The 21431-nt window shown below is 56.5% G+C and carries 15 protein-coding genes; 8 read left to right on the plus strand and 7 right to left on the minus strand.

What is annotated here, in order from left to right; genetic code table 11:
- Window positions 1–46: 46 nt before the first annotated feature.
- The 3 genes from acrD to narQ all read right to left on the minus strand — a co-directional run bounded on the left by acrD (window position 47) and on the right by narQ (window position 5693).
- Window positions 47–3160 (minus strand): multidrug efflux RND transporter permease AcrD, encoded by a 3114-nt coding sequence (gene acrD / locus FY046_RS18245; RefSeq protein ID WP_446186342.1) that lies wholly within the window; start codon window positions 3158–3160, stop codon window positions 47–49.
- Window positions 3161–3363: 203 nt separating this feature from the next.
- Window positions 3364–4005, minus strand: a complete 642-nt coding sequence (locus FY046_RS18250; protein WP_159336139.1) for a response regulator — start codon at window positions 4003–4005, stop codon at window positions 3364–3366.
- A 2-nt stretch (window positions 4006–4007) separates the two neighbouring features.
- Window positions 4008–5693 (minus strand): nitrate/nitrite two-component system sensor histidine kinase NarQ, encoded by a 1686-nt coding sequence (gene narQ / locus FY046_RS18255; RefSeq protein ID WP_446186343.1) that lies wholly within the window; start codon window positions 5691–5693, stop codon window positions 4008–4010.
- A 251-nt stretch (window positions 5694–5944) separates the two neighbouring features.
- Here narQ and FY046_RS18260 point away from each other — a divergent pair, with 251 nt between their 5' ends.
- The 4 genes from FY046_RS18260 to FY046_RS18275 all read left to right on the plus strand — a co-directional run bounded on the left by FY046_RS18260 (window position 5945) and on the right by FY046_RS18275 (window position 10302).
- Window positions 5945–6220 carry a YdgH/BhsA/McbA-like domain containing protein gene (locus FY046_RS18260; protein ID WP_133845967.1) on the plus strand — a complete coding sequence of 92 codons (276 nt, stop codon included), beginning with the start codon at window positions 5945–5947 and terminating at the stop codon, window positions 6218–6220.
- 351 nt (window positions 6221–6571) lie between these two features.
- Window positions 6572–8020 carry an L-asparagine permease gene (gene ansP / locus FY046_RS18265; protein WP_133845922.1) on the plus strand — a complete coding sequence of 483 codons (1449 nt, stop codon included), beginning with the start codon at window positions 6572–6574 and terminating at the stop codon, window positions 8018–8020.
- Between the two features lie 463 nt (window positions 8021–8483).
- The gene (gene nudK / locus FY046_RS18270) at window positions 8484–9065 is read left to right on the plus strand and encodes a GDP-mannose pyrophosphatase NudK (protein ID WP_159336142.1); all 582 of its coding nucleotides are present in this window, start codon (window positions 8484–8486) and stop codon (window positions 9063–9065) included.
- A 142-nt stretch (window positions 9066–9207) separates the two neighbouring features.
- A complete protein-coding gene (locus FY046_RS18275) occupies window positions 9208–10302 on the plus strand; it encodes a DUF1176 domain-containing protein (protein WP_227534916.1) in 1095 nt (364 codons plus the stop codon).
- Window positions 10303–10476: 174 nt separating this feature from the next.
- Here the strand turns inward: FY046_RS18275 and FY046_RS18280 are convergent, their stop codons facing one another.
- Window positions 10477–11259 (minus strand): MipA/OmpV family protein, encoded by a 783-nt coding sequence (locus FY046_RS18280; protein WP_446186344.1) that lies wholly within the window; start codon window positions 11257–11259, stop codon window positions 10477–10479.
- Window positions 11260–11380: 121 nt separating this feature from the next.
- Between FY046_RS18280 and FY046_RS18285 the strand changes: the two genes are divergently transcribed.
- The 4 genes from FY046_RS18285 to FY046_RS18300 all read left to right on the plus strand — a co-directional run bounded on the left by FY046_RS18285 (window position 11381) and on the right by FY046_RS18300 (window position 17554).
- Window positions 11381–12076: a response regulator gene (locus tag FY046_RS18285; RefSeq protein ID WP_133845926.1), complete on the plus strand. Its 696-nt coding sequence runs from the start codon at window positions 11381–11383 to the stop codon at window positions 12074–12076.
- The gene (locus FY046_RS18290; protein WP_446186345.1) at window positions 12073–13269 is read left to right on the plus strand and encodes a sensor histidine kinase; all 1197 of its coding nucleotides are present in this window, start codon (window positions 12073–12075) and stop codon (window positions 13267–13269) included. The genes FY046_RS18285 and FY046_RS18290 overlap by 4 nt, the downstream gene beginning before the upstream one ends.
- 83 nt (window positions 13270–13352) lie before the next feature.
- On the plus strand, window positions 13353–14495 hold the full coding sequence (locus FY046_RS18295; protein WP_339506956.1) for an efflux RND transporter periplasmic adaptor subunit: 1143 nt from the start codon (window positions 13353–13355) through the stop codon (window positions 14493–14495).
- Window positions 14492–17554: an efflux RND transporter permease subunit gene (locus FY046_RS18300; protein ID WP_446186346.1), complete on the plus strand. Its 3063-nt coding sequence runs from the start codon at window positions 14492–14494 to the stop codon at window positions 17552–17554. Before FY046_RS18295 ends, FY046_RS18300 begins: the two co-directional genes overlap by 4 nt.
- Before the next feature lie 45 nt (window positions 17555–17599).
- On the opposite strand, the gene tkt is transcribed toward FY046_RS18300, so the two are convergent.
- The 3 genes from tkt to rpiB form a co-directional block, all read right to left on the minus strand.
- Window positions 17600–19600: a transketolase gene (tkt, locus tag FY046_RS18305; protein WP_133845930.1), complete on the minus strand. Its 2001-nt coding sequence runs from the start codon at window positions 19598–19600 to the stop codon at window positions 17600–17602.
- 67 nt (window positions 19601–19667) lie between these two features.
- Window positions 19668–20618, minus strand: a complete 951-nt coding sequence (tal, locus tag FY046_RS18310) for a transaldolase (protein WP_159336148.1) — start codon at window positions 20616–20618, stop codon at window positions 19668–19670.
- A 281-nt stretch (window positions 20619–20899) separates the two neighbouring features.
- The gene (rpiB, locus tag FY046_RS18315; RefSeq protein ID WP_133845932.1) at window positions 20900–21358 is read right to left on the minus strand and encodes a ribose 5-phosphate isomerase B; all 459 of its coding nucleotides are present in this window, start codon (window positions 21356–21358) and stop codon (window positions 20900–20902) included.
- Window positions 21359–21431 lie beyond the last annotated feature (73 nt).

Below are 21431 nucleotides of genomic sequence, written 5' to 3' on the forward strand. Positions count from 1 at the left end.
CAAAATTATAAAAGGCAGCCCTTCACCGGCTGCCTTTTTGCTTTAGTTACTGAGGCTTATCTTTCAACGGGAAACGCCGACGGACCAGCACAAAGAACAGCGGGACGAAGAATATCGCCAGCACGGTAGCCGAGATCATCCCGCCCATTACCCCGGTTCCCACCGCATGCTGGCTGCTGGAACCCGCACCATTGCTGATCACCATCGGCAACACACCGAAGATAAAGGCCAGAGAGGTCATCAGAATCGGCCGCAGACGCTGGCGCGAGGCTTCCAGTGTGGCTTCGACCAGATCGCGCCCGCGCGTATTAATCTCATTGGCAAACTCGACAATCAGAATGGCATTCTTCGCAGACAGACCAATGACCGTCAGTAAACCGACCTGGAAGTAAACATCGTTTTCCAGCCCGCGCAACCAGGTAGCGACCAGCGCTCCGATCACACCGAGTGGCACCACCAGCATCACCGAGAACGGGATCGACCAGCTCTCGTATAACGCGGCCAGACAAAGGAATACCACCAGTAACGACAGCGCGTACAGGGCAGGTGCCTGGGCACCGGTCATACGCTCCTGAAGCGATGCCCCGGTCCACTGCAAACCAATCCCGGTGGGCAGTTGGCTGACCAGCTTCTCCATCACATCCATTGCAGCCCCGTTACTGATGCCCGCGGCGGATTCACCCACAATCTCGACCGCAGAATAACCGTTGTAACGTTCCAGACGTGGGGATCCACTCTCCCAGTGTGAGCGGGCAAATGCGGTAAAGGGCACCATCTGGTCGCTGCTGTTGCGCACATACCATTTACTGATGTCGTCTGGCAGCATACGGAATTTTGCATCGGCCTGAACATAGACCTTTTTCACACGCCCACGGTCGAGGAAGTCATTCACATAGGTTGAGCCCCAGCCCGTTTGCAGCGTGGCATTAATATCATCAAGCGATACGCCCAGCGCCTGGGCTTTACGCTGGTCAATATCAATACGCAGCTGCGGGCTGTCATCCAGACCGTTGTGGCGTACCCGGGTCAGCTGCGGGTTTTTCTGTGTCATCTCCAGCAGCGTATTACGCGCGTTCATCAGAGCGTTATGGCCCAGTCCTGCGTGATCCTGCAACTCCATATCAAACCCGGCGGAGTTACCCAGGCCGGTGATCGCTGGCGGGCTGCTGGCGATCACTTTTGCCTCGTTGATTTTTTCGAAGGCTTTGGTGGCGCGTTCGATAATGGCGAAGGCGGTGTTGTGGCTGTCGGTACGATCCTGCCAGTCTTTCAGTCGCACAAACATACGCGCCACGTTTTGCCCGTTACCGCCCGGCCCGGCACCGACGGTGGCAAACACCGACAGCACGTTGTCTTTCTCTTCTGTCAGATAGTATTTTTCCACCTTCTCCACCACTTTCATGGTCTGTTGCAGGGTGGAACCTGGCGGCAGCTGGACCTGAGTGGTGAAGATGCCGCGATCTTCCAGCGGCAGGAATGACGTCGGCAGGCGGAGAAAGAGGAAGGCCATAATGCCAATCAGCGCCAGATAGAGCAGCAGCCAGCGGCCGCCTTTGGCGAGAATTTTCCCCACTCCACGCTCGTAGCGATCGGCGCTACGGTTGAACATGCGGTTAAACCAGCCAAAGAAACCGCGCCGCCCGTGATGATGGCCCTTCGCCAGCGGTTTAAGCAGTGTGGCGCAGAGGGCCGGGGTGAGGATCATTGCCACCAGCACCGACAGCACCATGGCGGATACAATGGTCACCGAGAATTGACGATAGATCGCACCGGTGGTGCCGCCAAAGAACGCCATCGGAATAAATACCGCCGACAGTACCAGGGCAATACCGACCAGCGCCCCCTGTATCTGCCCCATCGATTTACGCGTGGCTTCCCGCGGGGATAACCCCTCTTCACTCATTATTCGTTCGACGTTTTCCACCACCACGATGGCATCATCCACCAGCAGGCCGATGGCCAGCACCATCGCAAACATCGTCAGGGTATTAATGCTGTAGCCAAAGGTGTAAAGCACGCCGAAGGTACCCAGCAGTACCACCGGAACGGCAATCGTCGGGATCAGCGTGGCACGGAAATTTTGCAGGAACAGGTACATGACAAGGAAGACCAGCAGCACCGCTTCAAACAGCGTTTTCACCACATCCTCGATGGAGGCTTTTACAAACGGCGTGGTTTCATAGGCAATTTCGGCTTTGAGTCCGTGCGGGAAGTAGTGGGACAGTTCGTCAAGACGGGCGCGTACCAGCGTATCCGTTTGCAGTTCGTTGGCACCGGATGCCAACTTAATTCCCAGCCCTGACGCCGCCATGCCGTTATAGCGGCTGAGGTAGTCATATTTCTCCGCGCCCAGTTCAATCTGTGCCACGTCACCCAGCGTGACAACTGAGCCATCCTGATTGACTTTGAGCGTGATCGCACGGAACTGTTCCGGTGTCTGCAACAGCGACTGGGAGTTAATGGTGGCATTCAGTGCCTGGCGGTCAACCGAGGGTAGCCCACCGAGCTGGCCCACTGCGACCTGACTGTTTTGCGATTCGATGGCGCTGACGACATCGCCCGTGGTCATGGCATAGTTAATCAGCTTGTCAGGATCGAGCCAGATGCGCATCGCATATTGTGAACCGTAAGCATCCACCTGGCCCACACCGTCAATACGGCTGAGAGGATCCTGAATATTACTGGCTACATAGTCAGAAATATCCTGCTTATCCATGCTGCCGTCGGTGGAGACGAAAGCCACCATCAGAATATTGGTGTCGCCGGTTTTATTGACCGTCACCCCCTGCGACTGGACATCCTGCGGCAGTTTACGCAGCGCGGTCTGAAGCTGATTTTGCACCTGCTGGCGTGCTTCGTCAGGGTTGGTCCCGGCTTCGAAGGTCAGCGTGATGGTTGCCTGGCCGGTATTGCTGCTCTGCGACGACATGTACATCAGGTTATCGATGCCCGTCATGTTCTGCTCAATCACCTGGGTCACAGTGTTTTCAAGTGTTTCAGCAGAGGCACCAGGATAGTTCGCGGTGATACGGACGTTGGGGGGAGCCAGGTCAGGATATTGTTCAATCGGCAGGGAAACAATCGCCAGCCCACCCGTCAGGCACATAAGGATCGCCAGTACCCAGGCAAATATCGGGCGGTCGATAAAGAAATTCGCCATCTCAAGCTCCGCAGCATGTTGTCTGAAAAAAGAAGAAAAGAATGCCTGTGTTCCCTGCGGCGTTTGAGAGTTCAGTGCGGAGCAAATTTCTCTAATTATTCAACGCGCTCCGGCAGTGAATCACTTTACTCGCGGTTGCGCGAACAATCGTGGAGAAATTGAGGAGAATATGTAAATTATCGTGCTGATACGACGCATTTTCGTTACAGACTGGCGTGATGCGACGCCAGCCATAGCACGGTAGCCGCTACCCTGGAGCGTACATTCAGTTTGCGCGTGACGTTGCGCAGATGCACTTTGACCGTTTGATCTGAAATCTCCAGCTTCTCTGCCACCTCTTTATTGGAAAGACCCAAAGCCACCGCTTTCATCACATCCCGTTCACGGATTGTCAGGTTGATGAACGGATCGGCCTTCCCGTTATCGTTGTGACGCAATGCCTCTAAAGGTGCACTGAAGGCGGTGCCACCTTTAGCGGCCAAAATAATGTGATGCAGTAACGATTCTGGTTCGCTGTCTTTCAGGAGATAACCATTGACGCCCGCCTCCAGCAGGGCGGAAATGTCGCGGCGATGGTCAGAGACGGTCAGCACGACGACGCGGGAAAGAATATTCTCGGCTCTCAGTGCATGCAGTGTTTCCAGCCCGGATAAGCCCTTCATATTCAGGTCTAACAGGATTAACGCCGGGTGCAGTTCCCGCGCGCTGATCAGTGCGTCTTCACCGTTGCTGGCTTCAGCCACGATGTCAAAATGGGGTTCCAGTGCCAGTAGCTGGCGAATGCCCTGGCGCATCAACGGGTGATCGTCGACAATCATCACACTGATTTTTTTGTGCTCTTCCATGATCATAATTCCTTTCCCGGTCCGCTTTCGGTGAGCGGTGTAAAATGCAATGACACGCAGGTGCCCCCGTTTGCACCACGCGTAATCGTTAACTCGCCGTTCAGCAGGGCAGCGCGTTCATGCATAATATTCAGGCCGTAATGCCCCTCCGGCTCTTCGATTGTGGCCATACCCACGCCATTATCGCAGATGGTGAGGGTCACTCCTTCTGTGGGATGATTATCGCCGCTGACACAAATTTCCGTCCCATGAGCATGACGTACCGCATTGAGCAGGGCTTCACGTACGATCTGTAAAACATGAATATGTTGCTGTGCCGGAAGCTGGACATCCAACTGGCACACCAGTGTGATGGCGGCCGTGCTTTGTGGGCGCAGCGGGGCGATCACCTGTTCCAGCGCCCGCGCCAGGCTGGCAGGCTCAATGCTCAGACGAAAAGTGGTTAACAACTCACGTAGCTGACGGTTAGCCGTGGATAGCGCCTGCTCAAACTCTTCCACGATAGCCCGTTCGCTTGCTGCATCAGCGTTGAGTGCGCGCTTTAACCTGACCAGTTGAATCCGTAAAAAGGTCAGGGATTGCGCCAGCGAGTCATGCAGTTCACGGGCAATCGCCGCCCGCTCTTGCAGCAGCAGCAGGCTTTGTACCTGCTGCTGGGCCTGCCACAGCTCCAGCCCATGGACCAGCAACGAAGCCACACTGTTCATTAGCGGCGACTCGTTTTGATCGGCCTGCCAGCGCAGTTCTCCGCAGATGGGCTGCTGCGGGTGCCGCCGTAACGGCAGCATTTGCCACTGTCTGTCGGCCAGAATGTGACCGACAGACAGTGAGCCAAACTCGGGCGTAGACAAGGCAATGAAACTGAGCTTTTCATGGTCAGACACCAGCTGCAGTGTCTGCAAAAAAGCCTCCTGCCCTTTCACGCTATGGCTGAGCTGCTGCGAACAGGCATACAGCAGGCTGAGACGGCGGTTAGCGCGTGTTAAATCAGCGGTTTTTTCCTCAACGTTCAATGACATTGCCCGCCATGACTTTTCCAGCTCGCCTGACATACGGGTAAATGCCCGCGCCAGTACGCCAAGCTCATTGGGCAGGTGGGTACTGAGCGGGGGCAGATGAAAATCGGTCTGTTCGATCGCCTCGCTGGCGCTGACCAATTGCTGCAACGGCCCAACCACGCTCTGCCGTATACGGCGCAGAATGAGATACACCAGCAGCGCAATCGCCACAAATCCCAGCAGACAGGTCAGGGCAGCCAGGCGCACTTTGCGTTCCGCCCAGTGCTGCAACGCCAGCACGAACCGATCGATTTGCGCCACCTGATGGATCACCTGACCCGGGTTCCCGGCCATCTGAGAGGCGGGATGTTGCGCCGCCATCAGCAGTTCCCGATAGCGCTGACGCACGGTGGCAGGCACATAGAAACGATCCAGCGCCGTGAGGGCAGGTGAGTGTAAGGTGCGCTGATAGTCAGCCATATGCTGCGCATAAAGCGGAGAGTGGGCGGTGACGTCCCAGTTCAGTCGCCAGACCTGCATACGCAGCGACCCCGCCAGATTGACCGCTTCCGCATCGCGCAGGCTGCCGGACAGCATTAATAGCGCCAGGCCGCTTGAGATAACGGAGAGCACGACTATCGCAAACAGGGCGCGGGCGAGGCTGGAGGTCAGTGAGCGTGTGAGGGGCAAAGTAATTATCCTTAATTTAATAAGGGTGATTATAACGTTATGCCATCGTTTACAGAAGGGCTACGCCGGGCGTGTCATGGGCGGTTACATCCCCGGGGTTTTGACATACTCCTTTACGTTTCTTGGCGCGTAAACGCTCTACGTCAACAATGTTTTAATGCCTTTACTGAATGCTCACTCTGCTTTTCATTGAATCGGTAATAATCAATCCCGTCACTACATGATTAATTAACGCATTGAGGAGCATCATGATGAACAAGTCTTTCCCCGCTTTGATTGTGGCGACCTTGCTCGCTGCGACCTCATTTTCAACCCTGGCGGCCACGCAGGTCGATGAAAGCCAGGCGACCAACTTACAAAGCATTGGCACCGTTTCCATTTCAGGCGTCAGAGGCTCGCTGGATGATGCCACTCACCAGTTAGCGAAAAAAGCCGATGCGATGGGTGCCAGCAGTTATCGCGTGATTGGTGTTAATACTCCCGGCGATTCCAGCCAGTGGAGCGGTAACGCCGAGATTTATCGTTAAGACCCGTTTTACCCCAGCCCAGTAATCCCTGTGTAGTCCCCTGTATGTCCCTGTGTAGTTCTTAGTGTTTTCACTGACCGACCGCAAATTGTGGTCGGTTTTTTTATGCGCCATCCGACAAAAATTACAAAAGCTCACGATTTCCAGCGTGGATTTTTTGCGTCAATTAATCAGAACGGTTAGGATGCATCGCCGCGATTTTCCTGCTTGTGTCATGAATAAAACTACAGCAGACAGGCGGATCGACCAGCGATGCATCATGCTACGCAATCGTTTGGTTGGCCTATAAGAATACAGGATGCCCGGGACAGGGTGCCGCATCACATTGTGGACAGGACAACAGGATAGAAAATGAACGCTGAAAAGAAATCTGGCGCTGAAAAACGCGCAGCAAAACGACGTTGGTTAAACTCTCATGATTCTGGCTACCATAAAGCGATGGACAATCGCCACGTTCAGATGATTGCCATCGGTGGTGCGATTGGTACCGGGCTGTTCCTGGGCGCCGGTTCCCGTCTGCAAGCCGCCGGGCCTGCACTGGCCATCGTCTATCTGGTCTGTGGTATATTCTCTTTCTTCATTCTGCGCGCGCTGGGGGAACTGGTATTACACCGCCCATCAAGCGGCAGTTTCGTTTCTTACTCCCGTGAATTCCTCGGTGAAAAAGCCTCTTATGTTGCGGGCTGGATGTATTTCGTCAACTGGGCAATGACCGGTATTGTCGATATCACCGCCGTTGCACTGTATATGCACTACTGGGGCGCATTTGGTGATGTGCCACAGTGGGTGTTTGCCCTCGGTGCGTTAGCCATTGTGGGTACTATGAACATGATCGGCGTGAAGTGGTTTGCCGAGATGGAGTTCTGGTTTGCATTGATTAAAGTGCTGGCGATTGTGATCTTCCTGGTTGTCGGTGTGGTGTTCCTCGGCAGCGGTAAGCCGCTGGATGGTAACGCGACCGGTTTCCACCTGATCAGCGATAACGGCGGCTTCTTCCCGAATGGTCTGATGCCGGCACTGGTATTAGTACAGGGCGTGGTCTTTGCTTTCGCCTCAATTGAACTGGTGGGAACGGCGGCCGGGGAATGTAAAGACCCGAAAACCATGCTGCCAAAAGCGATCAACAGCGTGATCTGGCGTATTGGTTTGTTCTACGTCGGTTCCGTGGTGCTGCTGGTACTGTTGCTGCCGTGGAATGCCTACCAGGCAGGGCAGAGCCCGTTTGTTACCTTCTTCTCTAAGCTGGGTGTGCCTTACGTGGGCAGCATCATGAATATCGTGGTGCTGAGTGCGGCACTGTCCAGTCTGAACTCGGGTCTCTATTCAACAGGGCGTATCTTGCGCTCGATGTCGATGGGCGGATCTGCACCGAAGTTCATGTCTAAAATGAGCGGCCAGCAGGTGCCTTATATGGGTATTCTGGTGACCATCGGTGTTTACATCATTGGTGTTTACCTCAACTACGTGGTCCCTTCACGCGTCTTTGAAATCGTGCTGAACGTGGCCGCGCTGGGTATCCTCTCTTCCTGGGCCTTTATCGTGGTGTGTCAGATGCGTCTGCGCAAAGCGATCAAAGAAGGCAAGGCTGAAGATGTCAGCTTCAAGCTGCCGTGGGCGCCATTTACCTCCTGGTTAACGCTGTTGTTCCTGTTCAGCGTGCTGGTGCTGATGGCGTTCGACTACCCGAACGGCACTTACACTATCGCTGCGATCCCCCTGATTGCCGTGGTGTTGGTCCTTGGCTGGTTTGGCGCGCGTAAGCGTGTTCATGCTCTGGCTCAGGAAGAACAAAACCACTAATCTTAACGGGCGCGGCATGCCACGCCCCTACAATCTCAACGCACGTCGGGGTCAGGTATACCACGGCCCCACAATCTCAACGCACGTCGGGGGCAGGTATACCACGGCCCCACAATCTCAACGCACGTAGGGGTCAGGCATACCACGGCCCCACAATCTCAACGCACTTAGGGGTCAGGCATGCCACGGCCCCACATCTCAACGCACGTAGGGGCAGGCATACCACGGCCCCACAATCTCAACGCGCGTAGGGTTCAGGCATACCACGGCCCCACAATCTCAACGCACGTCGGGTTAAGGCATACCGCGGCCCCACATCTCAACGCACGTAGGGGTCAGGCATACCACGGCCCCACAATCTCAACGCACGTAGGGGTCAGGCATGCCTGACCCGTTTCAGATAGTTTTCCAGGTTATTGCGATCTAAGATAGCAGGCTCCTTAAGCATCACCACGGGGCCTGTATGTCAGCCAAGATCGACGTCATCAAGAATAAAGTTCTGTCCGAGAACTGGTTCGTTCTGCGTAATTTTACCTACGATCTCACCGCCAAAGATGGCACCACCCTGCGTCACAAACGCGAAGTTTACGATCGCGGTAATGGCGCGACCATCCTGTTGTATAACCGCGATAAAAACAGCGTGGTGCTGACGCGTCAGTTTCGTATTGCCACCTGGGTGAATGGCAATCCCAGCGGGATGCTGATTGAGACCTGTGCGGGATTGCTGGACGATGATTCACCAGAAGACTGCATTCGTCGCGAAGCGATTGAAGAAACCGGTTATGTCGTGGGTGACGTGGAAAAGCTGTTCGAGTTGTATATGTCACCGGGCGGCGTCACCGAGATGGTGCATTTCTTTGCCGCTGAGTACAGCGATGCCCGGCGTGAAAACGCGGGTGGCGGGATTGATGACGAAGATATTGATGTGCTGGAAGTCACCTTTCCAGAGGCCTGGGCCATGGTGAAAGATGGCCGCATTAAAGACGGGAAAACCGTTACCCTGTTGCAGCATGCGCTGCTGGTGGGCTGGCTGCATCTTATTTGAATCTGCACGCTCTCCGACAACGGTGACTGTCCGATAAATCCGATTGAGACACTGGCAGGATCTGCGCATGATGAATGCTGTACACGGATTGTCCGTGATGGTGTTTTTTTGCTGGATGACCTAACAGGGACCTCATCGATCAATGTCTTACTGGACGAAATGGTTATGGCTACTCTCGCTCTCTTGTGCGGCTTCTGTGCAGGCGCAGCCGTTACAGAAGACCTTTTCTGACTGGCAGATCACCTGCAATAACCTCAACAGCTGCGAAGTGCGCAGTATTCCGGGAAACAATGGCCTGGCAATGACGCTACAGCGGGATGCGGGCAGCGATGCCCCGGCACAGTTGCGCATGGATTACGGCAACCGTTTCAGCGGCAAGCTGCCCGGCGGCGCATTGCAGGATAACCTGTTGCTGGACGGGCAGCGGTTAAAGCTCGACCTCAAACACTGGGAGGTTGAGCCGCACCATCTGCGCACCACCCACAGCATCTCAATTGATGAATTCCTCGCCCAGGTGATGGATGCAGATACCATTCAACTGCTCTACCGCGCGGATGCGATTATTTCTCTGCATGGCCTGAAAGCCGCGTTATTACTGATGGATGAAGTGCAGGGACGTATTAACAGCACCAGTGCCTGGATCCAGCGCGGTGACCGTGCGGCCAACAACGTCCCTCCTGCCCCGGTATTGCCGCAGGTCAGCGCACCGCCGCATGCACCTCAGGCGTTAACGCAGGAAGAGTCCACCGGGTTGATTGATTTTGCGACCTGGCGGATTAACAACGACAGCTGCTCGCTCAACCCACTGCGGCGCGAAGTCAGCGTTTCACCGCTCAGTGATGAGAAGGCACTGCTGCTGGTCAGTTGTGAAATGGGGGCTTACAACATTATTGACCTGGCGTTTGAAGTCTCGCGCAGTCAGCCTTATGTGTCGAAAAGCATTACCCTGACGCTGCCGTTTTCTCCGCCGGAGCGCACGGATAATCAGCTGGAGCTGGTGAATGCCGATTTTGATGCAGCACGCGGTGAGCTGCTGACCTTCAGTAAAGATCGTGGCCTGGGCGACTGCGGTGTGGCCACGCGCTGGCAGTATAATGGCCGCCAGTTTGTGCTGGCAGAATATGCGCAGGAAAGTACCTGTGATGCCTGGCACAGCAGCGACCAGTGGCCGATGCTGTATGAGAGTCAAAGCGTTCCGCCACAGCAGAACGCCTCGGTGGAGATGCAGCAGGAGTGATGACACAAACGAACTCCCTGTGCGGCCATTACCTGACACAATAGGCTATCAAGTAATAAACGATGAGATGAACGACAACAATGCCCCCCACAATACACGCCACAAAGCGGATATCGTAATCGGTCAGAAAATTTTCAAACCGTGAGGGGCAGCGTTTCGTTCTTTTCATCGTCACTAAAACGTGTAGGTGATAGCGGCCGTGGCGGTGGCTTCATTACGACGGAATACAATCGGGCTGTCGGCGGCGTGGTCACTGAGCCAGGTATAGCCCGCCACCAGCGTGGTGCCCCACTGCGGGGTAAACTGGTGTCCCCACGTCAGACTGTTTTGTACGCCATACAGCCCGCCGGGTGCAGCGTAGTGGCGGTAACCGCTGCGTGAACTCTGCTGCGCATTGACGCCGTAAAACGTATTCATAGAGCGACTGTCGCCAAACAGCGCGGCGGACTGAAAGGCGAGGGTATCGCTTTCATTTTGCAGCGGGATCAGCGTCACGGATGTCTGATACTGCACGCCCTGACTGTCGCTCAACGGCAGCGTTGCTTTGCCTTCCACGGAGAGCCACGGCGCAATCGTCCAGCCGACGGCCACCGCCGTATTCAGCGCGGCGTCAATATTTCCCATCCCTTTGAGTTTGTCAGACCCGTCGCGCCATGAGGCATTTTTATCCGAACGCCCCAGGCTGTAGCCCAGCGTATGCTCCAGATACAGCCCCGAGTCGGTCTGCAGGTCGTAGCCCAGCCCTTTTTGCGAGTCGAAAAACACCGCGCCATCGCGGGCCTGAATCACCGGCACAAACTGCCACTGGCGCTGGTCGGAACCGCTGTAACGCGGCGCACTGGTTGCCCCGATACCCAGAGTCAGGCTTTTCGGGTCCGGCTCGGCGGCGCGGGCGATAAGACTGATGTTCATGACGGCAAGACAGCTAATGCACAGGGTAAATTTTCTGGTTATCATCGTCGCTCCTCAGCACCGAATCATCACGGCTCATAAGTGGCCGCACATCTGATACCGAATGATGAACAGGCAGTGTCAATTTACTGCCAGGGTTTTATGAAGAAACAGTCAAGGTGATGTCATGCAGATGAAACGCGTACTGATTATTGAGGATGATGCGGATGCGGCTAACGTGCTGGAAGCCTATTTACGCCGGGAGAATTACCATGTCGCTATCGCCAGCGACGGAGTCACCGGGCTGGATCTGTCGCAGAGCTGGAAGCCGGACCTGATCCTGCTTGATATCATGCTGCCTGGCATGAATGGCACAGAGGTGCTGGCCGCCGTGCGTCGTAAAGGGGATATTCCGGTGATCATGGTCTCCGCGATGGGGGATACACCTGATAAAATTGGCGCACTGCGCTATGGGGCCGATGACTACGTGGTAAAACCGTACAACCCGGGTGAGGTTGTGGCGCGCGTTCAGGCGGTGCTGCGCCGTACATCAAACCTTACCCCGCGCAAAGAGATCCTGCGCTGGCAGGGGCTGGAGGTTGATGTTGAATCGCTCACCGCCGTTGTCAGAGACGGGGCAGGCAAGGTGACCGGGCTGGAACTCACCCCGACCGAACTCTCATTGCTCACCACACTGATGCAGTCCCAAACCTATCCTTTTTCTCGTCAGCTGCTGCTGGAACGCTGTCTTCCCGAGAGCGAAGCGCTGGAGCGCGTGGTCGATACGCATATGTATAACCTGCGTAAAAAGCTGGAAAATGCGGGTATTGCGGATGTCCTGCATAACGTGCGCGGCGTGGGTTACCGGTTCAGGCAGCCATGAGTCAGCCAAAAAAACAGAGCCTGTGGCGCTGGATTTGCATGAGGATCCTGGCGCTGGCGATGGGATCCGTTGTCTTGATCGCTTTATGCATGTGGCTGCGTTTTGTGATTCAGAAATACTGGGTACTCCATCATATGCCAGCCTCTCAGCGCGCGGAGCTGGCTGTCCTGTTTCAACATCCGGAGCGGGATATTGCCCGTTTTCACCAACTGGTCGATGCTGGCTGGGGCATCAGTTATTCGATGCCGGATATCGGCTCATCGGACTGGCTGATGCTGGCGGCGTTAATTGTGATCGCGTTGCCGATCATTATGATCTTCGGGCTGCGTGCCGCGCGGCCGCTGTCCGAACAGTTCAGTCGCCTGGCAGCGGCCGCACGATCGGTGGCACGCGGTGAGTTTGGTACGCGGGCAGGGACGGTGGAAAACGCCCCCGCGGAACTCGCGCAGTTTACCCACGATTTTAATCTTATGTCTCAGCAGCTTGAACGTTACGATCGTGAGCTGCGCACCTCCCACGTTGCGATGGCGCACGAGCTGCGTTCGCCGCTGACGGCTGCGATAGGGCGCCTTCAGGGCATGATAGACGGCGTATTTGAGCCGGACCCGGGCCAGCTGAACATGGTGATGAAACAGCTTCAGCACCTGAACCGTCTGACGGATGAGCTGCATTTGTTATCGCTTGCCGATGCCGGACAACTGTCGTTCACCCTCAGTACCTTTGATTTAACCGAACTGCTGCGCGAGCGCGTGATATGGATGAAACCGCAGGCGGAAGCGGCTGGGATGAATATGCCTGTCAGAGCGGCCGCACCTGCGCCTTTTCGCGGAGATCCGTTTCGTCTGGGGCAGGTCTTTACCATTCTGATGGAAAATGCCCTGCGCTACGCAGGCGAAGGCAAGGTGCTGGATATCGATGTTCAGCGCCAGCCAAAGGGCTATTTGATCACCTTCCGCGATCGCGGGCCGGGCGTGGAGGCGGAATTTCTGCCGCTGATGTTCGAACGATTTGCCCGGGCTGACTCGTCGCGGGCACGACACTCAGGCGGCAGTGGGCTGGGTCTGTCGATAGCCCGGGCAATTTGTGAAGCCTGTGGCGGGCAGCTGGTGGCCTCATTACCAGCGGAAGGCGGGCTGATGATCAGCCTGCATTTGCCCTTTGCCACGCCGGAGGTGGGAATAAAAATCGCCTGAATTGACGATTTCTTGATAATACGTGCAGCAAATCTGGACAGTCGCGCGATTGAATAAGGCGATTACCGTTCAGGAATAGTGCTATGACCGATACCTTCACCGATTACGCCCGTCAGATACTGCATCATCTCAACCTCCCGGGGCGGTTATCCCTCTTCTGGCTGTGGCTCATGGCACTGCCCGTCGTGTTTCTCCTTGTTGCCTGTGGCGACAAGGAGAAAACCGCTGCGCCTCTGGCACGTCCGGTGCGCTATGTGGTGGCACCGGCGTCGCTTTCCGGCAGCGTGCAGTCGCAGACCGGGGAAATCCGCGCTCACGATGAAACGACCCTGGCGTTTCGTCTGGATGGACGCATGCTGTCACGTGCCGTGGATGTGGGGGACAAGGTGAAGGCAGGACAGCTGCTGGCGATGCAGGATAACAGCACGGGCCTGAATCAGCTGGGCAGTGCGCGCGCCGATCTCGCCAGCGCCCAGGCGGCGGAGCGGGTGGCAGCACTGAATGTGCAGCGGATGACCACGCTGACGCGAACCGGGGCTATCGCCCGGGTTCAGCTGGATACGGCGCGTTCAGACTGGCAGGCTGCTTTATCCAAACGACAGAGCAGCGAAGCGGCGCTTAAAAATGCCCAGGACAGCCTGAGCTGGACGCGCCTGACGGCACCCTCGGACGGCATTATCACCGCGGTCAGCGCCCAGCCGGGGCAGGTCGTCAGTGCCGGACAAGCGGTGTTCACCCTCGCTGCGGGCAATGATCGCGATGCGATCTTTGATGTCAGCGATCCGCATGCGCTGACGCCAAACAGCGCACTGCCTGTACAGATCTCACTGCTTGCCGATCCCGCTGTGACAACCCTGGGACATCTGCGTGATGTCAGCCCACAGGCCGACCCGCAAACGCGTACCTGGCGCGTGCGCGTGACGCTGGTGAATCCACCGGAAAGCATGGCGCTGGGAGCCAGTGTGCAGGCAGCGTGGCAGCAGCAGGGGCAACGCAGCATCGCACTGCCAGCGTCAGCATTGACCCGGCTGGGGGATAAGCCCGCCGTTTTCGTGGTGGACAGTACCCACCTCCGCGTGCTGCTACGTCCGGTCACCCTGGGGAACTCTGACGTGAACAGCATTGCGGTAACGGCGGGCATCCTGCCGGGAGAACGGGTGGTGACGGCAGGCGTCAGTAAACTGCGTGACGGTGAAAAAGTGACGCTGCTGGAGGAGGGCCAATGACCCCGCACATTCCGACATCGCGTTTCAATCTCTCCACCTGGGCCTTACAGCATCAGCCGCTGATCGTCTTTTTCATGCTGCTGGTAATGGCGGCCGGTATCTTCAGCTATGAACAACTGCCGCGCAATGAAGACCCGGCGTTTACCATCAAAACCGCCGTGGTATCGGCGTCCTGGCCGGGTGCGGATGTGAAAGATACTGTTAATCTGGTCACGGATACCCTGGAGAAGAAACTTCAGGAAATTCCTTATCTCGATTATGTCGAGAGTGAAACCCGTGCCGGGCAGTCCGTGATTTTTGTTAACCTGCGCGATGATACGCCCCCTGCCTCAGTGCCTGAGATCTGGTATCAGGTGCGCAAAAAAGTGCAGGATATTACACCTTCACTTCCCCAGGGAGTGCAGACGCCCCAGGTAAACGACGAGTTTGATGACACGTTTGGCACGATTTACGGTTTCACCGCGGAAGGCTTTTCCCTGCGCGAACTGCGCGACCGGGTTGAAGACATTCGTCGTAACCTGATGTCGCTGCCGGATATCGGCAAAATCACGCTGACGGGTGTGCAGGAAGAGCAAATGGTGATTGCCTTCTCGCCGCGTAAAATGGCGGGGCTGGGGATTGACCTTCAGCAGGTCACCGAGGCCATCCGTGCGCAGAATGCCGTGGTACCCGCCGGGGAAATACGCAGCGACAGGGAGAATATCGCGCTGAGCGTGACGGGAGCACTGGGGTCTGCGCAGAGTCTGCAGGCTGTCGTGCTGCATATCGGCGATCGTTATATTCCCCTTAGCGCGATGGCCACCGTCACCCGACAGGTGGCAGAGCCGCCCGCTGCTGCCTTTCGGGTCAATGGACAACCTGCCATTGGTCTGGCGATATCCATGGCGGCTACCGGCAACATGATTCGTTTTGGTGAGGCGGTGAACCAGCGTATGGCGGCGATTCAGGCCGGGCTGCCGCACGGGATTGAGATGGTCAGGGTGGCTGACCAGAGCGCCGTGGTACAGCAGGCCGTCAGTGGATTTACCCGGGTGCTGACGGAAGCCGTGGTTATCGTGATGGCGGTTTCTTTTCTCTCGCTCGGTATGCGTGCCGGCCTGGTGGTGGCCGCCGCGATCCCGCTGGTGCTGGCGATGACCTTTGTGGGCATGATGCTGGCGGGGATCGGGTTACAGCGCATTTCACTGGGGGCGCTGATTATCGCGCTCGGCCTGCTGGTGGATGATGCGATGATCACCGTGGAAAGCATGGTGTCGCGGCTGGAAGCGGGAGACAGCCGCTGGAAGGCCGCCAGCTACGCGTTTCAAACCACCGCCTTCCCGATGTTGACGGGTACGCTGGTGATGATTGCCGGTTTTATCCCGGTCGGGTTTGCCGCCTCCAGCGCGGGAGAATACTGTTTTTCTCTGTTCGTTGTGGTGACGATCGCGCTGCTCTCCTCCTGGGTCGTGGCTATCCTGTTTTCTCCGCTGATCGGCACCTGGCTACTGCCCGCCACGCTTAAATCACATCAGGCCGGGCCGGGTCGGCTGGCGCGCGGGTATCACCGCTTACTGACGCTGGCGCTGGGGCACCGGCTGAAAACCGTGACCGCCGCGCTGACGTTACTGGTGCTGGCTGCCTGGGGAACCACCTTTATGCAGGGAGAGTTTTTTCCGGCGTCCGACCGTCCTGAGCTGCTGGTGAGCCTGACATTACCCGGCAACGCCTCACAGAAAGAAACCGAACGCCAGACCGAGCGGCTTGAGCGTGCGCTGCGCGGCAATCCTCACATCGATCGCCTGTCCAGCTATATCGGCACCGGGGCGATCCGTTTTTATCTGCCGATGGATGTATTACTCGATAATGAAAACACCGCCCAACTGGTGGTGGTGGCGAAGAGCCTTGAGGATCGTGAAGCGCTGCAACAGCAGTTAGAGAAGATTCTGTCGGAGGGTTTCAGTGATATCGCTACGCGCGTGTCGCCGCTCGAACTGGGGCCGCCAGTCGGCTGGCCGATAAAGTACCGCGTCAGCGGGCCGGACTACCATCAGGTTCAGTCCATTGCCCGGCAGCTGGCGGCGATCCTTGGCGACAGTACGCTCACCCGTGAAGTGAATCTGACCGCCGGGGAGCCGGAGCGCGTCATTACTCTGATTATCAATCAGACGGCGGCACGGGCGGCGGGTGTCTCCTCGGAAAGCGTTGCCACGGCACTGAATACCCTCTGGTCAGGCAGCGTGGTGACGACCGTCCGCGACGGTAACCGGCAGGTGGATGTGATGCTGCGGGCCAATGATCGGGAACGTCAGGACCTGACAACGCTCTCCTCCCTACAACTGACCACCAGCGGCGGCATGAAGGTGCCCTTAAGTCAGGTGGCAACGCTTCGCTGGGGCATCCAGGATCCGGTGATCTGGCGCCATCAGCGTATGCCGTTCATCACCGTGCAGACTGACCTGGCACCGGGCCTGCGTGCGGAGGGGGTATCGCAACAGTTGGCGGCCTCGGTCACGCAACTGCGAGCGTCGTTACCCCCTGATTACCGGATTGACGAAGGCGGATCGGTGGCTGAATCGGATAAGGGGAACACCTCGGTGTTTGCCGTCTTGCCGGTGACGTTGTTTGTGATGCTGATCCTGCTGATGATTCAGCTACAGCGTTTCTCGCGAATGCTGTTGGCGCTGCTGATGGCACCCTTTGGGCTGATTGGTATTGTGCTGGCGATGTTACCGACCGGCACGCCGATGGGCTTTGTGGCACTGCTCGGCATGATTGCGCTGGCCGGGATGATTATCCGTAATGCGGTGATTCTGATCGGTGAGGTGGACAGTAATCTTGGGCGGGGGATGGAAAAACAGCCGGCGATTATCGCTGCCGCGCAGCATCGATCTCGCCCGATCATGCTGACCGCCTGTGCGGCAATTCTCGGGATGATCCCGATAGCCGAACAGGTATTCTGGGGGCCGATGGCCTATGCCATCATTGGCGGGTTGCTGGTAGCAACGCTGGTGACACTGACGGTACTGCCTGCCTGTCTCAGCCGGGTGATCAAAGACGATGTGGTGCCGAAAGCATAAAAAAAACCGCCTTGCGGCGGTTTTGTCTTTTTGGCTGGAAAGGAATTAATGCGGTTTGAGCAGCGCCTCGGCATGGCTGACGATGTTTTCCACCGTAAAGCCAAATTCCGGGAACAGCTTCTCGGCCGGGGCCGATTCACCGAAGCCGGTCATCCCGACGATGGCACCGTTCAGGCCAACATATTTGTACCAGTAATCAGCGATACCGGCTTCAACAGCGACACGCGCCGTGACGCCGGAAGGCAGCACGGATTCGCGGTAGGCCGCATCCTGGGCATCGAATAGATCGGTAGACGGCAGCGATACCACGCGCACCTTGTGGCCGCTGGCGCTCAGCTTGTCGGCTGCGCCCAGAGTGATTTCCACTTCGGAACCGGTGGCAATCAGGATCACCTCCGGCGTGCCGTCACTGTCTTTCAGCACGTAACCGCCGCGTGAAATATTGGCCAGCTGCTCTTTAGTACGCTCCGGCTGTGCCAGGTTCTGACGCGACAGGATCAGCGCGGTCGGACCATGATGACGCTCGACGGCATGTTTCCACGCCACGGCGGTTTCCACCTGGTCGCACGGACGCCAGACGCTCATGTTCGGCGTCACGCGCAGGCTGGCAATCTGCTCGACAGGCTGGTGCGTTGGACCATCTTCGCCCAGACCGATGGAGTCATGGGTATAGACCATAATCTGACGCGCCTTCATCAGCGCGGCCATACGCACCGCATTACGCGCATACTCGACGAACATCAGGAAGGTGGCGGTATACGGGATAAAGCCACCGTGATGCGCCAGGCCATTGGCAATCGCCGTCATCCCGAATTCGCGTACGCCGTAGTGAATATAGTTTCCGGCTTCATCCTCTTTAATCGACTTCGAGCCGGACCAGATGGTCAGGTTACTCGGGGCGAGGTCAGCAGAACCGCCAAGGAACTCTTTCAGCAGCGGACCGTAGGCCTCCAGCGCGTTTTGCGATGCTTTACGGCTGGCGATTTTCTGCGGATTGGCCTGCAACTGTTCAATATACTTCTGGGTTTCCGCCTGCCAGTTCTCCGGCATGCCCCCGGTCATACGACGGGTATATTCTGCGGCCAGCTCAGGGTGGGCCGCTTTGTAGGCAGCAAATTTCTCATCCCAGGCTTTTTCCGCTTTGGCTCCGGCGTCTTTCGCATCCCACTGAGCGTAGATCTCTTTCGGAATTTCAAACGGCGGATAATTCCAGCCCAGCGCTTTACGTGTCAGTGCCACTTCTTCATCGCCCAGCGCAGCACCGTGCGCTTCTTCTTTACCGGCTTTGTTCGGTGAACCGAAACCAATTACGGTTTTACAAATCAGCAGCGACGGTTTGTCGGTGACGCTTTGCGCTTCTTTGATGGCGTTGGCAATCGCATCCGGGTTATGGCCGTCGATATCGCGGATCACATGCCAGTGATAGGCTTCAAAGCGTTGTGCGGTATCGTCGGTGAACCAGCCTTCCACTTCACCATCAATCGAGATGCCGTTGTGATCGTAAAAACCGATCAGTTTACCCAGCCCCAGCGTACCCGCCAGTGAGCAGACTTCATGGGAGATACCTTCCATCAGGCAGCCATCGCCCATAAACACGTAGGTGTGGTGATCGACAATTTTATGGTCAGGGCGGTTAAACTGTGCGCCCAGCGTCCGTTCCGCAATCGCCAGACCGACCGCATTCGCCAGGCCCTGGCCCAGCGGTCCGGTGGTGGTTTCCACACCTGGCGTGTAGCCCAACTCCGGGTGACCCGGGGTTTTTGAATGCAGCTGGCGGAAGTTTTTCAGCTCGGACATCGGCAGATCGTAGCCGCTGAGGTGCAGCAGGCTGTAAAGCAGCATCGAGGCGTGGCCGTTAGACAAAATAAAGCGGTCGCGGTCAGCCCAGGCTGGGTTGTTCGGGTTGTGATGCAGGAAATCACGCCACAGGACTTCAGCGATATCGGCCATACCCATTGGCGCACCCGGATGGCCAGATTTGGCTTTTTGCACCGCATCCATACTGAGCGCGCGGATGGCATTTGCCAGTTCTTTACGTGAAGACATTGCTTCCTCCTGGTTGCAAGAGGGCGGATCGTCGATCCGCCCGGGGAGACAGAGATAAGAGGGGGGATTAGAGACGTGCAGCCAGCACGTCTTCCAGTTTCTGCTGGTCAATGGCGAACTGGCGGATACCTTCGGCCAGTTTTTCTACCGCCATCGGGTCCTGATTATGTTCCCAGCGGAATTCCGCTTCAGACAGCGGGGCTGGCTGGTGGAAGCCCTGAGTGGACGGCGTCAGTTTACGTTCGACCGGCGCATTGCTGGCCTGAAGTTCTTCCAGCAGATTCGGTGCGATGGTCAGACGATCGCAGCCCGCCAGGGCCAGGATCTGCTCAACTTTACGGAAGCTGGCACCCATGATCACGGTGTTATAGCGATGCTGCTTATAGTAGTCGTAGATATTGCGTACGGATTTCACACCCGGATCTTCATCCACCACGTACGGGTCGAGCGGTTTACGGCTGTTGTACCAGTCGTAGATGCGGCCAACAAATGGCGAGATCAGGAACACATCGGCTTCGGCGCAGGCACGGGCCTGAGCGAAGGAGAACAGCAGGGTCAGGTTGCACTGAATACCGTTTTTCTCAAGCTCTTCAGCCGCTTTAATACCTTCCCAGGTGGAAGCCAGTTTAATGAGGATGCGTGAACGGTCGATACCGTGTTCTTCATACATTCTCACCAGCTTTTCCGCTTTGGTCACGCACATCCCGCGATCGAAAGAGAGGCGTGCATCCACTTCGGTAGACACGCGGCCAGGAACACTTTTCAGGATCTCCAGACCGAGGTTAACGGCGACCTTATCGCTGGCATTGATAATTTGGGTTTCTTTACTGCCGCCCTGTTTTTTGGCGTACTCGATGGCGTCAGTAATCAGATGTTTGTAGGCGTCGAGGCCGGAGGCTTTCAGGATCAGAGACGGGTTGGTTGTGGCATCTTCCGGATGGTAGTTACGGATGGATTCAATATCGCCACTATCAGCCACCACGGTGGTGAATTGTTTCAGTGCGTCTAGCTGGTTCATCTAAAGCTCCTTGATAAGCAATCTGTGATGCAAGTTTAACCGTGACGCGATTGTTGCGGCTGTTTCTTACAGGCAAGACGCAACAACTGTACCCGACACGGCTGAGTATTCTTAGGCGAAACATTGCATCAGACCCGCGACAATGGGAATGCGTTTTCTCTGATTGTTGCGATGGGTTCGCCCAATGGGCCAGTCTGCTGGCAGCAAAAATAGCACAACGATTAAGTGTAGCAGCTCAGGGAAAACGCGGCGGCGCAGAGGGGGTGCGCCGCACTTAAAGATTACTTTTCGCCGACTTTCTGCTCGTAATAGCTGATTTTCTCGACTTTTTCCGTTGAGCCGCCCCCTTCAAATTCAGCATTTAGCCAGCTATTCACAATACTTCGGGCCAGCTCCGGGCCGATGACGCGTGCACCCAGTGTCATCACCTGTGCATTGTTACTCTTGCGAGCACGCTCGGCAGAGTAAGTATCGTGACACTGTGCAGCACGGATGCCCGGCACTTTGTTCGCCACAATCGCCATGCCGATCCCGGTTCCGCAAATCAAAATTCCCCGCTGATGTTTGCCTTCTCGAATGGCGTTGGCCACCGTCCAGGCGACATCCGGATAGAGGGGTCTGCTGGACTGTGCATCATTGCTGTAGTCGCTGACGTCGATATTTTTTTCCTGCAAAAGCTGCTTGATCAGGTTTTTTAATTCCAGTGCCGCATCGTCGGCGCCAATTGCGATAGAAGACATAGGGTTACTCCCGCTGAGATAACAGGGCCGCCGGATCCCGGTGAATCATCAGGATCTCCGGCAACGATTCACT

The sequence above is a fragment of the Erwinia sp. 1181_3 genome, from assembly GCF_052824965.1.

Coding starts and splice junctions, on each gene's coding strand:
- acrD (WP_446186342.1), bottom strand. CDS start 3,160: ATGGCGAATTTCTTTATCGACCGCCCGATATTTGCCTGGGTACTGGCG.
- FY046_RS18250 (WP_159336139.1), bottom strand. CDS start 4,005: ATGGAAGAGCACAAAAAAATCAGTGTGATGATTGTCGACGATCACCCG.
- FY046_RS18260 (WP_133845967.1), top strand. CDS start 5,945: ATGAACAAGTCTTTCCCCGCTTTGATTGTGGCGACCTTGCTCGCTGCG.
- ansP (WP_133845922.1), top strand. CDS start 6,572: ATGAACGCTGAAAAGAAATCTGGCGCTGAAAAACGCGCAGCAAAACGA.
- nudK (WP_159336142.1), top strand. CDS start 8,484: ATGTCAGCCAAGATCGACGTCATCAAGAATAAAGTTCTGTCCGAGAAC.
- FY046_RS18275 (WP_227534916.1), top strand. CDS start 9,208: ATGTCTTACTGGACGAAATGGTTATGGCTACTCTCGCTCTCTTGTGCG.
- FY046_RS18280 (WP_446186344.1), bottom strand. CDS start 11,259: ATGATAACCAGAAAATTTACCCTGTGCATTAGCTGTCTTGCCGTCATG.
- FY046_RS18285 (WP_133845926.1), top strand. CDS start 11,381: ATGCAGATGAAACGCGTACTGATTATTGAGGATGATGCGGATGCGGCT.
- FY046_RS18290 (WP_446186345.1), top strand. CDS start 12,073: ATGAGTCAGCCAAAAAAACAGAGCCTGTGGCGCTGGATTTGCATGAGG.
- FY046_RS18295 (WP_339506956.1), top strand. CDS start 13,353: ATGACCGATACCTTCACCGATTACGCCCGTCAGATACTGCATCATCTC.
- FY046_RS18300 (WP_446186346.1), top strand. CDS start 14,492: ATGACCCCGCACATTCCGACATCGCGTTTCAATCTCTCCACCTGGGCC.
- tkt (WP_133845930.1), bottom strand. CDS start 19,600: ATGTCTTCACGTAAAGAACTGGCAAATGCCATCCGCGCGCTCAGTATG.
- tal (WP_159336148.1), bottom strand. CDS start 20,618: ATGAACCAGCTAGACGCACTGAAACAATTCACCACCGTGGTGGCTGAT.
- rpiB (WP_133845932.1), bottom strand. CDS start 21,358: ATGTCTTCTATCGCAATTGGCGCCGACGATGCGGCACTGGAATTAAAA.